The 15408-nt window shown below is 68.7% G+C and carries 15 protein-coding genes; 9 read left to right on the plus strand and 6 right to left on the minus strand.

Annotated features, from left to right (window positions below):
* Positions 1-25 precede the first annotated feature (25 nt).
* The 3 genes from ACTJKH_RS10065 (at position 26) to ACTJKH_RS10075 (ending at position 3353) form a co-directional block, all read left to right on the plus strand.
* Positions 26-385: a nuclear transport factor 2 family protein gene (locus ACTJKH_RS10065; protein WP_440736780.1), complete on the plus strand. Its 360-nt coding sequence runs from the start codon at positions 26-28 to the stop codon at positions 383-385.
* 225 nt (positions 386-610) lie between these two features.
* The gene (locus tag ACTJKH_RS10070) at positions 611-2575 is read left to right on the plus strand and encodes an APC family permease (protein ID WP_440736987.1); all 1965 of its coding nucleotides are present in this window, start codon (positions 611-613) and stop codon (positions 2573-2575) included.
* A 181-nt stretch (positions 2576-2756) separates the two neighbouring features.
* Complete coding sequence (locus ACTJKH_RS10075; RefSeq protein ID WP_440736781.1) at positions 2757-3353, plus strand: GNAT family N-acetyltransferase; 597 nt, start codon at positions 2757-2759, stop codon at positions 3351-3353.
* Here the strand turns inward: ACTJKH_RS10075 and ACTJKH_RS10080 are convergent.
* The 3 genes from ACTJKH_RS10080 to ACTJKH_RS10090 form a co-directional block, all read right to left on the minus strand.
* Positions 3340-3648: a hypothetical protein gene (locus ACTJKH_RS10080; protein ID WP_440736782.1), complete on the minus strand. Its 309-nt coding sequence runs from the start codon at positions 3646-3648 to the stop codon at positions 3340-3342. The two genes, ACTJKH_RS10075 and ACTJKH_RS10080, sit on opposite strands and share 14 nt — an antisense overlap.
* Positions 3645-3956 (minus strand): AbrB/MazE/SpoVT family DNA-binding domain-containing protein, encoded by a 312-nt coding sequence (locus ACTJKH_RS10085; protein WP_440736783.1) that lies wholly within the window; start codon positions 3954-3956, stop codon positions 3645-3647. The genes ACTJKH_RS10080 and ACTJKH_RS10085 overlap by 4 nt, the downstream gene beginning before the upstream one ends.
* An 80-nt stretch (positions 3957-4036) precedes the next feature.
* Positions 4037-5215 carry an SLC13 family permease gene (locus ACTJKH_RS10090; protein WP_440736784.1) on the minus strand — a complete coding sequence of 393 codons (1179 nt, stop codon included), beginning with the start codon at positions 5213-5215 and terminating at the stop codon, positions 4037-4039.
* 282 nt (positions 5216-5497) lie between these two features.
* Here ACTJKH_RS10090 and ACTJKH_RS10095 point away from each other — a divergent pair, with 282 nt between their 5' ends.
* From ACTJKH_RS10095 to ACTJKH_RS10120, 6 genes are read left to right on the plus strand one after another with little or no spacing between them, the layout of a single operon-like run.
* On the plus strand, positions 5498-5587 hold the full coding sequence (locus tag ACTJKH_RS10095) for a potassium-transporting ATPase subunit F (protein ID WP_056276367.1): 90 nt from the start codon (positions 5498-5500) through the stop codon (positions 5585-5587).
* On the plus strand, positions 5587-7272 hold the full coding sequence (kdpA, locus tag ACTJKH_RS10100) for a potassium-transporting ATPase subunit KdpA (RefSeq protein WP_440736785.1): 1686 nt from the start codon (positions 5587-5589) through the stop codon (positions 7270-7272). Before ACTJKH_RS10095 ends, kdpA begins: the two co-directional genes overlap by 1 nt.
* A gap of 1 nt (position 7273) precedes the next feature.
* Positions 7274-9415: a potassium-transporting ATPase subunit KdpB gene (gene kdpB / locus ACTJKH_RS10105; RefSeq protein ID WP_440736786.1), complete on the plus strand. Its 2142-nt coding sequence runs from the start codon at positions 7274-7276 to the stop codon at positions 9413-9415.
* Between the two features lie 52 nt (positions 9416-9467).
* Positions 9468-10070 carry a potassium-transporting ATPase subunit KdpC gene (gene kdpC / locus ACTJKH_RS10110; RefSeq protein ID WP_440736787.1) on the plus strand — a complete coding sequence of 201 codons (603 nt, stop codon included), beginning with the start codon at positions 9468-9470 and terminating at the stop codon, positions 10068-10070.
* Positions 10067-12604 carry an ATP-binding protein gene (locus ACTJKH_RS10115; RefSeq protein WP_440736788.1) on the plus strand — a complete coding sequence of 846 codons (2538 nt, stop codon included), beginning with the start codon at positions 10067-10069 and terminating at the stop codon, positions 12602-12604. Before kdpC ends, ACTJKH_RS10115 begins: the two co-directional genes overlap by 4 nt.
* The gene (locus ACTJKH_RS10120; RefSeq protein ID WP_440736789.1) at positions 12601-13272 is read left to right on the plus strand and encodes a response regulator; all 672 of its coding nucleotides are present in this window, start codon (positions 12601-12603) and stop codon (positions 13270-13272) included. The genes ACTJKH_RS10115 and ACTJKH_RS10120 overlap by 4 nt, the downstream gene beginning before the upstream one ends.
* A gap of 29 nt (positions 13273-13301) precedes the next feature.
* Here the strand turns inward: ACTJKH_RS10120 and ACTJKH_RS10125 are convergent, their stop codons facing one another.
* The 3 genes from ACTJKH_RS10125 to ACTJKH_RS10135 form a co-directional block, all read right to left on the minus strand.
* Positions 13302-13793, minus strand: coding sequence for a hypothetical protein (locus ACTJKH_RS10125; RefSeq protein ID WP_440736790.1), 492 nt, complete (start codon positions 13791-13793; stop codon positions 13302-13304).
* 83 nt (positions 13794-13876) lie between these two features.
* On the minus strand, positions 13877-14671 hold the full coding sequence (locus ACTJKH_RS10130; RefSeq protein WP_440736791.1) for a tryptophan-rich sensory protein: 795 nt from the start codon (positions 14669-14671) through the stop codon (positions 13877-13879).
* A 100-nt stretch (positions 14672-14771) separates the two neighbouring features.
* Positions 14772-15335 (minus strand): TetR/AcrR family transcriptional regulator, encoded by a 564-nt coding sequence (locus tag ACTJKH_RS10135; RefSeq protein ID WP_440736792.1) that lies wholly within the window; start codon positions 15333-15335, stop codon positions 14772-14774.
* Positions 15336-15408 lie beyond the last annotated feature (73 nt).

Genomic DNA, 15408 nt, shown 5'->3' on the forward strand with positions numbered 1-15408 from the left:
GGAACCCGGGTCTAGAACGGAGGACATGACCAGCGCAGGCGAGAAGTGGACCGAAGCGTACGTCGAGGCCTGGAAGTCGAACGACCCTCAGCAGATAGCGGCGCTCTTCAGCGACGACGCGATCTATCTCACCAGCCCCGACTCCGAGCCGCGCGTCGGCAGGGCCGACATCGTCGCAGGGTGGCTCGAGGATCTCGACGAACCGGGCACGTGGACGTTCGACTGGTGGATCGTGCGCGAGGACGACGAGTTCGTCGTGGTCGAAGGGCGCACGAAGTATCCGGCCGAGCGCGACTACGTCAACCTCTGGATCGTCCGGCTGGATGCCGAGGGCAGGGCGACCGCCTTCACCGAGTGGTACATGCCCCGCCCGCATCAGGACTGAGCGGTTCGCGGGCGCGCGGCGGCCGTGAGGATTCCGTTAGGGACGTTCGACACGCCGTAGGGATTCCGTGAGGATCTCGTGAGGGAAGCGTTCGCGGGCGTAGAGTCGCCCGACGTGTCAGATGAAACTCGGGACAACACCGATGCTCCTCCCCGCGCCAAGCGCATCCTGATCGGCGACCCCCTGACGAGCGAGCAGGTCGACGATCAGCTGCTCCCGAAGAAGATGGCGCTGCCGATCTTCGCGTCGGACGCACTGAGTTCTGTGGCCTATGCGCCGCAGGAGCTCGTGATGATCCTGCTCATCGGCGGACTCACGTTCCTCTCCTTCACACCGCTCGTGGCGATCGCGGTCGTGGTGCTGCTGATCGTGGTGGTGCTCAGCTACCGCCAGCTGATCAAGGCGTACCCCTCGGGTGGCGGCGACTACGAGGTCGCCTCGAAGAACCTCGGTGAGATCCCCGGCGTCATCGTGGCCGCCGCTCTCCTGGTCGACTACGTGCTCACGGTCGCCGTGTCAGTGGCATCCGGTGTCGACAACATCATCTCGGCCGTACCCGGACTCGACCCGCTGCGGGTCGAACTCGCCGTCGGCTTCGTGATCCTGATCATCATCGTGAACCTGCGCGGTGTGCGCGAGGCGTCGCTCGTGTTCGCGATCCCCACGTACGTCTTCATCGCCTCGGTCGGCTTCATGATCGTGACGGGACTCATCCGCACGTTCCTCGGTGATGCGCCGGTCGCATCCAGTGCCCAGTTCGCGGTGGACGCCGAGAACCTCGGTCAGGCCGCGGTCATCCTCCTGATCCTCCGCGCCTTCTCGAGCGGATGCTCCGCCCTCACGGGCGTCGAGGCCGTCTCGAACGGCGTGCCGGCCTTCCGCACGCCGAAGGTGCGCAACGCGCAGTCGACGCTGGTGCTCATGGGCTCGATCGCGGCCTGCCTGTTCGCCGGCCTCACGGCGCTCGCCCTGATCACCGGCGTGCACTACGCCGAGAACCCGTGCGACCTGATCGGCTTCGACTGCTCCAACCCGCAGCCGAGCCTCATGGCGCAGATCGCGTCGGCGACGTTCGGCGGCGGCAGCATCATGTTCTTCATCATCCAGGCGGCGACCGCGTGCGTGCTGCTCCTCGCGGCCAACACCGCGTTCAACGGATTCCCGCTGCTCGGCTCGGTGCTCGCCCGCGACGGCTACGCGCCGAAGTCGCTGAACACCCGCGGTGACCGCCTCGTCTTCTCGAACGGCATGATCGTGCTCGGCATCGCCGCCATCGCCGTGCTCGTGATCTTCCAGGCGAAGCTCACGACGCTGATCCAGCTGTACATCATCGGTGTGTTCGTGTCGTTCTCGCTGGGGCAGATCGGCATGGTGCGGCACTGGAAGCGCGCACTGCGGGGTCCCGTCGAAGACAAGGCGGGATCCGGGATCGACGGAGCCTCGGCATCCGATCGCCGCTCGGCGAAGATGGGCCTGATCATCAACTCGCTCGGCGCCGCGATGACGGTCACGGTTCTCCTGATCGTGACGATCACCAAGTTCACCCACGGCGCGTACCTCGTGTTCTTCGCGATCCCCGTGCTCGCGTTCCTGATGATGGGCGTCAAGCGGTACTACCGCGACGTCGAGCACGAGATCGCGATCGACGACACCACCAAGTTCGGTGCGACCGGCGACCTCGCGATCGTGCTCGTGAACCGGTTGCAGAAGCCGGTCGTGAAGGCCGTCGACTATGCGATCGCCGCCAAACACGGCAAGACCCTCGCGGTGCATGTCGCCGTGGCATCCGACGATGCCGCCCAGCTGCAGAAGGACTGGGCCGACCACCTCGTGCCCATCCCGCTCGTGATCGTCGAGTCGCCGTACCGGTCGTTCGCCCAGCCGGTATCGCAGTTCATCAAGCAGTACCGCGCGAAGCACGGCTCATCGGTCGTCACCGTGTACCTGCCGCAGTACATCGTGGGGCACTGGTGGGAGACGTTCCTGCACAACCGTCGCTCGCGTCGCCTCGCCAACCAGCTGATGCTCGTGCACGGGGTGTCGATCACGCTCGTGCCGTGGCTGCTCGACTCGTCGGAGCTGATCTACGGTCGACGTTCGCGCCCGCTGCCCGGGCAGGAGCGCGCAGGCCGCCCGGTCGTCGTGAACGGACGCCGCGCACACCGGCCCGAGGGCCCGCCCGAGGAGTGAGGCGGGGCGGCGCTCCCGCGCCGCGTCTTCGGTTTTGGTCGCAACTCGTGCCGCCTCTGAGCTTCGTCTTCGGTTCCGGTCGCACTTCGTGCCGCTCCTGAGCGATCTCGGCGGCACAGACTGCGACCGGAACGCGCAGGAGACGGATGCTGGCTGCGAAGAGGCTCAATAGGCTGGGGCGATGACCGCTACGCCGCACACCGATGTCTGGCCCGTCCGCACCGAGCGCCTGCAGATCCGGCCGATGACGGCACCCGACATCGATGCGATGTGGGAGTGGCGGCAGCTGCCCGAGGTGAACCGCTGGCTGGGACTCGCGCCCGACACGATCGAGGCGTTCCGCGAGCGCTACCTCGACCCTGAGCGCCTCGCCTCGATGTACCTCGTCGAACTGCTTCCACACGGCGGCGAGCCCGCCGTGCCGATCGGCGACATCATGATCAGGATCGGCGACGCGTGGGCGCAGCTCGAGGTCACCGACCTGGCGAAGGGTGTCGAGGCGGAGCTCGGCTGGGTGCTCGATCCGGGATACACAGGACGCGGGTATGCGACCGAGGCGATCCGCGCGGTGATCGGCGTCTGCTTCGGCGCGCTGGGGCTGCGCCGGGTGCACGCCGGATGCTTCGCCGACAACGAGCCCTCGTGGCGCCTCATGGAGCGGCTCGGGATGCGACGGGAGGAGTTCAGTCGCAAGACCGCGCTGCACCGCTCGGGCCAGTGGCTCGACGGCATGAACTACGGCATCCTCGCGGAGGAGTGGGCGGTCACGGATTCCTGAACACGTGGTCTCCGATGCGACGCCACTGGATCCGGGGTTCGTCGTCGACGGTGACGATCTCGAACGTGGCGCGGCCGTCGGGCGAGGAGAATGACCACGTCATCTCGAGGATGCCTGGCGCGGCGCGCATGGACTTGACCCTGAGCGACGCCGGCCAGGGCGTGGTCGGTTCTTTCGCGAACGCATCGCAGGCCGGGATGAACTTCTCACGCAGCACCTTCCGGAACTCCGCGAGATGGGACGACTTCAGCCTGCGGACATCAGCGTCGAAGCTCGGGGTCGTCTCGAACTTCACTGTTCGGGCTCGACGGCATCGAGGCTCTCGAGGAAGGCCTCTCCGCTGTCGAACGTGGACACGCGCCCAGCCGCCACATGCTCGTCGACCTCGCGCTCTCGTTGCTGCCACCTCTCGGTCCAGAACCACGCTTGCTCGGCGGGCACAGGCACGGCGGCACGCAGCTCGACCACCCCATCCGCACGCTCGGTCACCTCGAGCTGGGTTCCTGGCTCGTTCAGACGCAGGCGCTCACGCACGCTCGCTGGCAGGGCGATGAGACCCCGGCTCTGCACGCCGACGTATCCGTGGAACTCTGCGGTGGACATGCATCCATGGTACTGCCGTGCAGGCAAGCGGGGAAGCTGCTTTGCAGCATTGCAGCAGGCCACCTCTCACATGCGACCGGTCAACCCGAGACCAGCGCGAGGACGAGTGTCGCGACGAGCACGGTCGGCACCGCCACGATCGCACCCCAGAACATGAGGCTTCCCCGGCGGATCTCGACGCCGAGCGACACCACCCGGTGGTGCCACAGCAGGGTCGCGAGAGATGCCCAGGGCGTGATGAGCGGGCCGAGGTTCACGCCGATCAGCAGTGCCATCAGCGCGACCGGGTCGCCGGCTGCGGGTTCGAGGATCAGGTAGGCCGGCAGGTTGTTCACGCCGTTCGCGGCGAGCGCGCCCGCGGCCGAGAGGCGCAGCAGTTCGGCGGGTGCGTGCCCGCTGGTGGCCAGCACCGACAGGAAATCGAGGAGGCCGTTCGCGTGCGCCGTCTCGACCACGACGAACAGAGCCGCCGCGAGAGCGATCGCCTGCCATGGCACGAGCGACAGTCGCAGCACATGCCGACGACGGATGCCGAACAGCACGATCAGGATCACTGCGGCGACCGTGGCCGGGATCCAGACGTCGTGCGTCAGTGCGAGCAGTGGCATCAGCAGGAGCAGCACCGCGGAGGCTCCCCAGAAGAGCACCCGATCAGACGGCTGTCCCCCTGACGGCACCCGGTATCCACCGAAGAGCGTGCGCCGATGGCGCAGGGTGAGGATCAGCACGGGGATCAGGATGCCGACGAGGGTCGGCGCCCAGCTGAGAGCCAGGAACGACAGAGGGTCGTCGCCGATCGCCCGCGCTGCCAGCAGGTTCGTGAGGTTCGAGACGGGCAGTGCGAGGGACGCCGTGTTCGCGAGCCACACGGTCACGAGTGCGAAGGGCAGGGGCGGGATGCCGACGCTCTGCGCCAGCACGACGACGACCGGCGTGACGATCACGGCCGTGGTGTCGAGCGAGAGGAACACGGTGCTGATGACCGCGAGCACCACCACCGACACCCACAGCAGGATGACCCGTCCGCGGCCCCAGCGCGCGAGGCGCTGCGCCACGACGTCGAAAACGGCCGCATCCCGCGCCAGCTCGGCGACGATCGTGATCGCCACGACGAACCCGAGCACGGGTGCGATGCGGGCACCGAGCGCCCCGGCATCCGAGCGCGGAAGGATGCCGGTGACGATGCAGACCACCGCGACGACGACGAGTGCCAGGACGATGATCGTCCCCGCTCCCAGCCGTCGTCGCGTTGCACTCACTCGCTGAGTGTAGATCCGGTCGGACCCTCGCGCGTTGGTTCCGGTCGCAGTCGGCGCCGGGTCGGGCGCGTGTGGGCGGCTCCACTGCAACCGCAAGGCGGGAGCCCGAGTTGTGAGCATCCCGCATGCATCCCGCACAGCCGCGTAGGCAAAGCGTGAGGATCGTCATATTCCGGTCTGCACGGGAGTTGTATCGAGTCTCGTGCTCGACATCATCTACATCGCGCTGACTCTCGCGCTGTTCGCCCTCGTGTCCCTGGTCGCGAAGGGGGTGGAACGACTGTGATCGTCTTCGAGATCATCGCCGCCGCCCTCGCCGTGGCCGCCGTCGTCTACCTCGTGGTGGCTCTCGTCGCCCCGGAGAAGTTCTGATGGGCGCCGGTGCGAACCTGTGGTTCGGCATCCTGCAGGCCGCCGTCCTCATCGTCGCGATCGTGCTGCTGTACCGGCCGGTGGGCGACTACATGGCCCACGTCTTCAGCACACCCCGTGACCTGAAGGCCGAGAGAGGCGTCTACCGCCTCATCGGCGTCGACCCGGCATCCGAGCAGACCTGGCGGGCCTACGCCCGCAGCGTGCTCGCGTTCTCCGTCGTCGGGCTCCTGCTCGTCTACGGCCTGCAGCGTCTGCAGGGCTTCCTGCCCGAGTCGCTCGGACTCCCCGCGGTTCCCGAGGGCCTGGCGTTCAACACCGCCGCGTCGTTCGTCGCGAACACCAACTGGCAGTCGTACTCTCCCGAGCAGACCATGGGCTACACCGTGCAGCTCGCCGGTCTCACGGTGCAGAACTTCGTCTCCGCCGCCGTCGGCCTGGCTGTCGCCGTCGCTCTGATCCGCGGACTCGCCCGTCGGGGCTCGACCACGATCGGCAACTTCTGGGTCGACCTGATCCGCGGGCTCGGACGCATCCTGCTGCCGATCGCCCTGATCGGCGCCATCGCCCTGATCGCAGGCGGCGTGGTGCAGAACTTCGCCGGCTTCACCGATGTGACCACCGTCTCGGGTGGCACGCAGACCATCCCGGGCGGACCGGTCGCGTCGCAGGAGGCCATCAAGCTGCTCGGCACGAACGGTGGCGGCTTCTTCAACGCCAACTCGGCGCATCCGTTCGAGAACCCGACAGGCTGGACCAACCTCCTGCAGATCCTGCTGATCCTCGTGATCCCGTTCGCGCTGCCCCGCACGTTCGGCCGGATGATCGGCGACAACCGCCAGGGCTACGCGATCGCCGCCGTCATGGGCACGATCTTCCTGATCTCGACCTTCGCCCTCTCTGCCCTCGAACTCGCCGGCCGCGGCAGCGCCCCTGAGCTCGCGGGTGCCGCGATGGAGGGCAAGGAGGTGCGCTTCGGCATCCTCGGCTCGACCCTGTTCGGAAGCGCCAGCACGCTGACGTCGACCGGCGCCGTGAACTCGATGCACGACTCGTACACGGCACTCGGCGGCATGATGCCGATGCTCAACATGATGCTCGGCGAGGTCGCCCCCGGCGGCGTCGGCACGGGTCTCTACGGCATGCTCGTGCTCGCGATCATCGCGGTGTTCGTCGGCGGACTGCTCGTCGGCCGCACCCCCGAGTACCTCGGCAAGCGCATCGGCCCGAAGGAGATCAAGCTCGCGAGCCTCTACATCCTCGTGACGCCCACCCTCGTGCTGGCAGGCACCGCGCTGAGCTTCGCGATCCCCGGCATCCGCTCCGACGTCGAGTCGACCAGCATCCTGAACCCCGGCGTGCACGGCATGAGCGAGGTGCTCTACGCCTTCACCTCGGCGGCGAACAACAACGGCTCGGCCTTCGCCGGACTCACCGCGAACACCCCGTGGTTCAACACCGCACTGGGAGTCGCGATGCTGCTCGGCCGGTTCATCCCGATCGTCCTCGTGCTGGCCCTGGCAGGGTCTTTCGCCGCCCAGCAGCGCGTGCCGGAGACCACCGGAACCCTGCCCACGCACCGCCCGCAGTTCGTCGGGCTCCTCACCGCCGTCGCGGTCATCATCACGGCACTCACCTACTTCCCCGTGCTCGCACTGGGACCCCTCGCTGAAGGACTCGTCTGACATGACACTCATCACCACCTCCTCGGAACAGCAGGATGCGGCGTCCGCCCCCGCCACCTCCGAACCGCCGCGCTCGTTCGGCTGGGCGCAGCTGACCCAGGCACTGCCCGGCGCACTGCGCAAGCTGAACCCGGCATCTCTCGTGCGGAACCCCGTGATGCTGCTCGTCTGGGTCGGCGCCGCGTTCACCACCGTGCTCGCGATCGCCGAACCCTTCCTCGGCGGCCCCGCCGACTCGGGCGGAACCCCGGTGCCCGCGCCGTTCACGTGGGGCATCGCGATCTGGCTGTGGCTGACCGTGCTGTTCGCCAACGTCGCCGAGTCGGTGGCGGAGGGCCGCGGCAAGGCCCAGGCCGCGAGCCTGCGCAAGACCCGCACGAGCACGATGGCCCGCAAGGTCGTGCGCTACGAGGCGACCTCGGATGCCACGGCAGAGCGCACCGAGACGGTCGACGTCTCCTCGGCCGAGCTTCAGCGCGACGACATCGTGATCGTCACGGCGGGCGAGCTGATCCCGGGCGACGGCGACATCGTCGCGGGCATCGCCACCGTCGACGAATCGGCCATCACGGGTGAGAGCGCCGCGGTCATCCGCGAATCCGGCGGCGACCGCAGTGCCGTCACGGGCGGCACGCGGGTGCTGTCCGACCGGATCGTCGTGCGCATCACCTCGAAGCCCGGCGAGACGTTCGTCGACCGCATGATCGCGCTCGTCGAGGGCGCGAGCCGTCAGCGCACACCCAACGAGATCGCGCTCAACATCCTGCTCGCGAGCCTGTCGATCGTGTTCGTCGTCGTGGTGCTCGCGCTCAACCCGATCGCGTCGTACGCGGCGTCACCCGTCAGCATCCCGGTGCTGATCGCCCTGCTGGTGTGCCTCATCCCGACCACGATCGGCGCCCTGCTCTCGGCCATCGGCATCGCCGGCATGGACCGTCTCGTGCAGCGAAACGTGCTCGCGATGTCGGGCCGCGCGGTCGAGGCCGCGGGAGACGTCACGACCCTGCTGCTCGACAAGACCGGCACCATCACCTACGGCAACCGCCGCGCCCATGAGGTTCTGCGCCTCGGAGGCGTCGACGCCGACGAGCTGCTGCGTGTCGCCGCTCTCTCGTCGCTCGCCGACCCGACCCCCGAGGGCGCATCGATCGTGGAGTTGGCCCTGAGTCGCGGCATCCGGGTCGACGAGCCGGCGGATGCCGTCGTCGTGCCGTTCACCGCGCAGACCCGCATGTCGGGTCTCGACCTGGCCGACGGCACGCAGATCCGCAAGGGCGCCGGCTCGGCCGTCAGCGCCTGGCTCGGGCTCGAGACGGATGCCGAGCTGACGTCGCTCACCGACGGCGTCGCGTCCAGCGGCGGCACCCCGCTGGTCGTCGCCGTGAAGCACGCCGGCGGCGCCGGTGAGGTGCTCGGCGTCGTGCATCTGAAGGACATCGTGAAAGACGGTCTGCGCGAGCGGTTCGAGGAGCTGCGGAGCATGGGCATCCGCACGGTCATGATCACGGGCGACAACCCCCTGACCGCCGCCGCGATCGCGAAGGAGGCGGGGGTCGACGACTTCCTCGCCGAGGCGACCCCCGAGCAGAAGCTCGAGCTGATCAAGCGCGAGCAGGAGGGCGGCCGACTCGTCGCCATGACCGGCGACGGCACGAACGATGCCCCGGCCCTCGCCCAGGCCGATGTCGGCGTCGCGATGAACACCGGCACATCGGCCGCGAAGGAGGCCGGCAACATGGTCGACCTCGACTCCGATCCGACCAAGCTGATCGACATCGTGCGCATCGGCAAGCAGCTGCTCATCACGCGCGGAGCGCTCACGACCTTCTCGCTCGCGAACGACATCGCCAAGTACTTCGCCATCATCCCGGCGATGTTCATGGGCGTGTTCCCCGGGCTTGCGGCGCTCAACATCATGCAGCTGCACTCGCCGGCATCCGCCGTGACCAGCGCGATCATCTTCAACGCGATCGTGATCGTCTTCCTGATCCCGCTCGCGCTCCGCGGCGTGAAGTACCGGCCGGCGAGCGCCTCGCAGATCCTGCAGCGCAACCTGCTCGTCTACGGCCTGGGAGGCGTGATCGCGCCGTTCCTCGGCATCAAGCTGATCGACCTCGTCATCACCCTCATCCCCGGTTTCTGACCGCGCATCGCGCTCCGCTCGCTCACCGACAATCCTGAAAGTCAGGCCTCCCATGTCCTCCTCCCGCACCGCCGCTCGCACCGCCGGTGTCGCCGTCCGCGCGATGCTCGTGCTCACCCTCGTGCTCGGCGTCGGCTACACGCTCGTCGTCACCGGTATCGGCCAACTGCTGCTGCCCTTCCAGGCGAACGGCTCGCCGCTCGCCGACGACAAGGGCAGCGCTCTGATCGGGCAGTCCTTCACGGATGCCGACGGCGAGGCGCTCCCCGAGTACTTCCAGTCGCGTCCGTCGGCCGCCGGAGACGGCTACGACGGTGCCGGCTCGAGCGGCAGCAACCTCGGCCCGGAGAACCCCGACCTGGTCGCGGCGATCGACGAGCGCAAGGCCGCGATCGCGGAGCGCGAAGGGGTCAGCCCGGATGCCGTTCCCGCCGACGCCGTGACGGCATCCGGATCCGGTCTCGACCCGCACATCAGCGTCGCCTACGCCCTGCTGCAGGTGCCGCGCGTGGCAGCCGAGCGCGGCGTGCCCGAGCAGGAGGTGCGCGACCTCGTGGAGTCTAGAATTCAAGGGCGGGATCTGGGATTCCTCGGCGAAGAACGCATCAACGTCGCCGAACTCAATCTCGCGCTCGATGAGCGGGAGGGCGAATGACGGCAGAGCGCCACGGCAAGCGCGGCCGCCTCCGCGTCCTGCTCGGTGCGGCCCCCGGCGTCGGCAAGACCTTCGAGATGCTCGCCGAGGGCAAGCGGCTGCTCGACGAGGGACGCGACGTCGTGATCGCGATCGTCGAGACACACGAGCGGGCGGCGACGGCAGCGCAGACCATCGGCATCCCCGAGGTCCCGCGACGTGTCGATCAGCATCGGGGCGTGCCGCTGAGCGAGATGGATCTGGGTGCGGTGCTGGCACGGCATCCCGAGATCGCCCTCGTCGACGAGCTCGCCCACACGAACACCCCCGGTTCGCAGAACCCGAAGCGCTGGCAGGACGTCGAGGCGCTGCTGGCGGCGGGCATCGACGTCGTCACGACGGTCAACGTGCAGCACATCGACTCGCTGAATGCCGTGGTCGAGAAGATCACCGGCATCGCGCAGCAGGAGACGATCCCGGATGCCGTGGTGCGGGCCGCCGACGAGATCGAGGTCGTCGACCTCGCACCGCAGTCGCTTCGAGACCGGCTGTCGGCGGGGCTCGTGTATCCCGCCGAGCGGATCGACGCCGCCCTGTCGAACTACTTCCGGCTCGGCAACCTCACCGCGCTGCGTGAGCTCGCCCTGCTGTGGCTCGCCGACGAGGTCGACAGCGCGCTGCGCAGCTACCGCGCCGACCACGGCATCGAGGGCACATGGCAGGCACGCGAACGCGTGGTCGTGGCGCTCACGGGCGGACCCGAGGGCGAGACGCTGCTGCGCCGCGGCGCGCGGATCGCCGCCCGCTCCGCCGGTGGCGAGCTGCTCGCGGTGCACGTCGCGGCGCAGGACGGCCTGCGCGATGAGACCCCGGGCGCTCTCGCCGCCCAGCGCTCCCTGGTCGAGTCGCTGGGCGGCAGCTTCCACCAGATCATCGGCGACGACATCCCCGGAACCCTCGTCGAGTTCGCACAGGGGGCGGATGCGACCCAGCTCGTCATCGGGGTCAGCCGTCGCGGTCGACTCGCCGCCGCGATGACGGGACCAGGCATCGGCTCCGAGGTCATCCGCCGCTCCGGCGACATCGACGTGCACATCGTCACGCACGCCGCCGCAGGTGGACGCGTCGCACTCCCCCGGATCACCGGCGGTGCTCTCGGCTGGCGGCGGCAGGTGCTCGGTTTCGCGGTAGCCCTCGTCTTCGGGCCTCTGCTGTCGTGGGCGATGTTCGCGTTCCGCAGCCCCGAGTCGATCACGGTCGAGGTCCTGGCGTTCCAGCTGCTCGTCGTGATCGTGGCGCTCGTGGGAGGGCTCCGGCCGGCGGTCTTCGCCGCGGTGCTGTCGGGCGTCACTCTCGATTTCCTGTTCGTGGCTCCGCTGTTCACCATCACGATCGCCCACCCGCTGCATGTGCTCGCGCTCGTGCTGTATGTGGTGATCGCCGTGCTGGTCAGCATCATCGTCGACCAGGCGGCCAGGCGAGCGCGCACGGCTCAGCGCGCCGCCGCTGAAGCGGAGCTGCTCGCCGCGGTCGCCGGCAACGTGCTGCGCGGAGACAACGCCGTGCTCGCCCTCGTCAGCCGCACCCGCGAGGCGTTCGGGCTGAGCGGAGTGCGCCTGCTCTCCGCCGACGGCGAGGTGCTCGCGAGCGACGGCGAACCCGTCGCCGACGGCCGCGCCACCTCGGTCCCCGTCGGCACGGACGGCGCGTCACCCGCCGTGCTCGAGCTGCACGGCGAACCCCTCGACACCCCCGCGCGCCGCCTGCTCGACGCGATCGTCGCGCAGCTGGCCGCCGCGATCGAGCACACCGATCTGCGGGCCACCGCCCGCGAGGTCGCCGCCCTCGCTGAGACCGATCAGGTGCGCAGCGCGCTGCTCTCGGCGGTCAGCCACGATCTGCGCCGCCCCCTCGCCTCAGCGGTCGCCGCGATCGGCGGACTCCGCGGTGCGCACCGCCTGTCGGCATCCGACCGCGAGGAGCTGCTCGCGACCGCCGACGAGAGCCTCGCCACTCTGTCGTCGCTCGTCACCGACCTGCTCGACGTCAGTCGCGTGCAGGCCGGTGTGCTCGCCGTCTCGCGCATGCGCCTCGACGTCGCCGGCCCCGTGCTCGCCGCCGTGGACGAGCTCGGCCTCGGTCCGTCCGATGTCGAACTGGCTCTCGACGCCCGCCTGCCCGCGGTCTCGGCCGACCCCGTGCTGCTGCAGCGTGTTCTCGTGAACGTCGTCGCCAACGCGAATCGGCACTCGCCTGCCGACGCCCGTGTGATCGTGTCGACGAGCACCCTCGGCGACCGGGCCGAGATCCGGGTCATCGACCGGGGCAAGGGCGTTCCCGTCGAGAAGCGCGACCAGATCTTCCAGCCCTTCCAGCGCCTCGGAGACACCGACAACACAGCAGGCCTGGGACTCGGGCTCGCACTGTCGCGCGGGTTCACCGAGGGCATGGGCGGTACCCTGACACCCGAGGACACCCCCGGCGGTGGGCTCACCATGGTCATCTCGCTGCCGCTGGCGGCCGACCCCGACTTCGATCAGGAGGAGACGGAGTGAAGCTCCTCATCGCCGACGACGACCCGCAGATGGTGCGCGCACTGCGCATCACCCTCGCCGCCCACGGGTACGAGGTGGTCGTCGCCCCCGACGGCGCCGCCGCCGTCGCCGCCGCCGCGCAGGCCCATCCCGACATCATCATGCTCGACCTCGGGATGCCCCGGCTCGACGGCATCGAGGTGATCCAGGCGCTGCGCGGCTGGACGAACGTGCCGATCATCGTGGTGTCGGGTCGCACCGGATCCGCCGACAAGGTCGAGGCGCTGGATGCCGGAGCCGACGACTTCGTCACCAAGCCGTTCCAGGTCGACGAGCTGCTCGCGCGGCTGCGCGCCCTGTCTCGTCGCTCGGTTCCGGCCGGTGGCGAATCGACCGTCGGGTTCGGCGACGTCGTGGTCGACCTCGCGACGAAGACCGTCACCCGTGCGGGATCGCGGGTGCATCTCACCCCGACGGAGTGGCGCATGCTCGAGCACCTCGCCCGGCATCCCGGAGCCCTGGTCACCCGACAGGATCTGCTGAAGGAGATCTGGGGCAGCGAGCAGGTGTCGGACTCGGGCTACCTGCGCCTCTACATGTCGCAACTGCGCAAGAAGCTCGAGGCCGAACCGAGCGCACCGGCACACCTGCTGACCGAGTCGGGGATGGGTTACCGGCTCGTCCTCTGAGCCCTACCGCCGTCGAAGCCTGTGCGGAATTACGAACGGAGCGATCTGTCGACGACGGCCTCGGCGATCTCGAGAACGCGGCGATCCACAACGGACTCGTCCTCGACCGAAACCGAACTGTCCACCATGTCGTAGTCGTCGTCCAGTTCCGCCAGGACCTCGATCTCCATGCAGTCGCTCCGATGACCGAACTGCGCATGGATCCATGCGGTCAGTTGTCTAGGACTCATCTCGTCGCTGAGTACCGCGCGACACTTGCTGCGGATCGCGATCGACTCTGGCGCATCGGAGAGCGCATGGTGAAGGTCCAGCTCGACGACGACTCGTGAGACGAGGTCGTCGACCACGAATGGGTTGTCACCTGCGGAGATCCCGGCCAGCTCCGCGAGAGCCTCGCCCCACTCGCCCGCAGCCAGGACGTCTGCCGCCGCATACGAAAGCGCCGCTCGGGCGTCGTCGAGACCTACTCGCCACCATGAGATGGCCTCGACCAGGCGATCGGACGGGCTGAGAACTGTCACGTCATGATTCTGGCCCAGTCTGGCGCGCGCTTCGTCATCTCGCACGCCGTTCGCTGATCTGCGAATGCGGACGATGCAGTGCTCTACGCGGCCGTGGTGACCTGAGGCCGACGCAGCACTCCCCAGACTCCGGCTGCGACGAGGGCCACCGCGACGACGATCCCGGCGATTCCAGTGACGGTGCTCTCGGGCTCTCCGGTGAAGCGGCCGACCGCGAGCCAGCCGAGACCCCACGCCGTCGCGAGGGCGGGCGCGATGCGCTTGGTGGCGAGGGCACTGGCGACACCGATCACGAGCACGACGGCGAGCACGGCGACCGCCCAGATCTCAGCCTGGTCGGCCCAGCTCTCGGGTGCGATCTGCGTGAGCCAGGCGGTGACATTGGCCACGGTCGCGATCGTCACCCATCCGAAGTGCAGTCCGTTCGCCCCATCGACGACGATGCGCTCAGGCCAGGTACGGGCACGGCTGCGCCCGAGGATCACGATGACCCGGGCGAGGGTCGCGAGCAACAGCGCGATCATCAGGACCGTCAGGGGAAGAGTGAGGAACTGCGCCGTGACGAGCCACAGTCCGTTGAGGATCATCGACGCGGCGATCCATCCCCCGACCGCGCGCTGGCGCTCATCGGCCCGCTGCGCCGGGAGCGACTGCCACACCGTGTAGGCGATCAGGCCGATGTAGATCAGCGACCAGATCGAGAAGGCGGGGCCGGCCGGGGCGAGGTACGACCCCTGCGCCGACAGCGCCCCGTCTTGCAGCTCGCTGACCGAGGTGCCGCCGAACGCGCCGGAGCCGACAGCCGCGGCGATCAGCATGAACGTGGCCGAGGCGATGATCACTGACTGACGGGCGATGTCCTGCGTCCGGGATTCCATGCTCGCAACTTACGCGCGAGCGGGCGGGTGCGCAGGAGCCTTGACACCGGCATCCGAAAACGCTAGCCAGGCTAGCTAAATCCTTGGCTTCACACTGAGATCAGGCGGCGACGGCCGCGTCGATCAGCACCTCGGCGGCGTTGCGCGCCTGCACCGCGACCTGCGGATCGGCGGCGATGGCTGCTGTGCTCTGGGCACCCTCGGCGAGGATCGACAGCTGCGCGGCAAGGGATGCCGGGGCCCCGGCATCCACCACGAGACCCGACATGTACTGCTGGAACGATGCCTTGTGGTCACGGACGATGGCCGCGACCTCGGGGTTCGTGCCGCCGAGCTCCCCGAACGCGTTGATGAATGCGCAGCCGCGGAAGTCGTCGGCGCAGAACCAGTCCTCGAGGTATCCGTACACGGCGAGCAGCCTGGCGCGGGGGTCTGCACCGGCATCCGCCACCGCGCCGGTCAACCCGGCCTCCCACTCGGCGTGCTTGCGCGCGAGGACAGCGGTGACGATGTCGGTCTTCGAGGGGAAGAGGGCATAGAGCTTGCGCAGCGAGACTCCGGCCGCTGCCCGCAGCTCATCCATGCCGACAGCCGCGTAGCCCTTGCGGTAATACAGCTCATCGGCCGCCGCAAGGATCTGTTCACGCACTGTTCCATCGGTCATGATCCCAGTGTACTTGACACGAGAACGACCGTTCTCTACAGTGGGAGACATCAGGTGAGAACGATCGTTCTCA

The sequence above is a fragment of the Microbacterium sp. 22215 genome (genome assembly GCF_052045655.1).
Taxonomy (GTDB): Bacteria; Actinomycetota; Actinomycetes; order Actinomycetales; family Microbacteriaceae; genus Microbacterium; species Microbacterium phyllosphaerae.